Annotated in this window: 1 rRNA gene; it reads right to left on the bottom strand. The window is 54.6% G+C overall.

The features are described 5' to 3' along the window. A 16S ribosomal RNA gene (locus AAEZ03_RS28720) occupies window positions 1-240 on the bottom strand; the annotation flags it as partial.

The following is a 240-nucleotide window of genomic DNA, read 5'->3' as shown; positions in this document are numbered from 1 at the left end:
GGACTACCAGGGTATCTAATCCTGTTTGCTCCCCACGCTTTCGTGCATGAGCGTCAGTCTTTGTCCAGGGGGCCGCCTTCGCCACCGGTATTCCTCCAGATATCTACGCATTTCACCGCTACACCTGGAATTCTACCCCCCTCTACAAGACTCTAGTTCGCCAGTTCCAAATGCAATTCCCAGGTTGAGCCCGGGGATTTCACATCTGGCTTAACAAACCGCCTGCGCACGCTTTACGCC

Source organism: Pseudomonas sp. HY2-MNA-CIBAN-0224, from assembly GCF_040310285.1.
Lineage (GTDB): Bacteria > Pseudomonadota > Gammaproteobacteria > Pseudomonadales > Pseudomonadaceae > Aquipseudomonas > Aquipseudomonas helleri.
The sequence above is the reverse complement of the archived record's forward strand: the minus strand, read 5'-3'. Positions and strand labels throughout refer to the sequence as shown.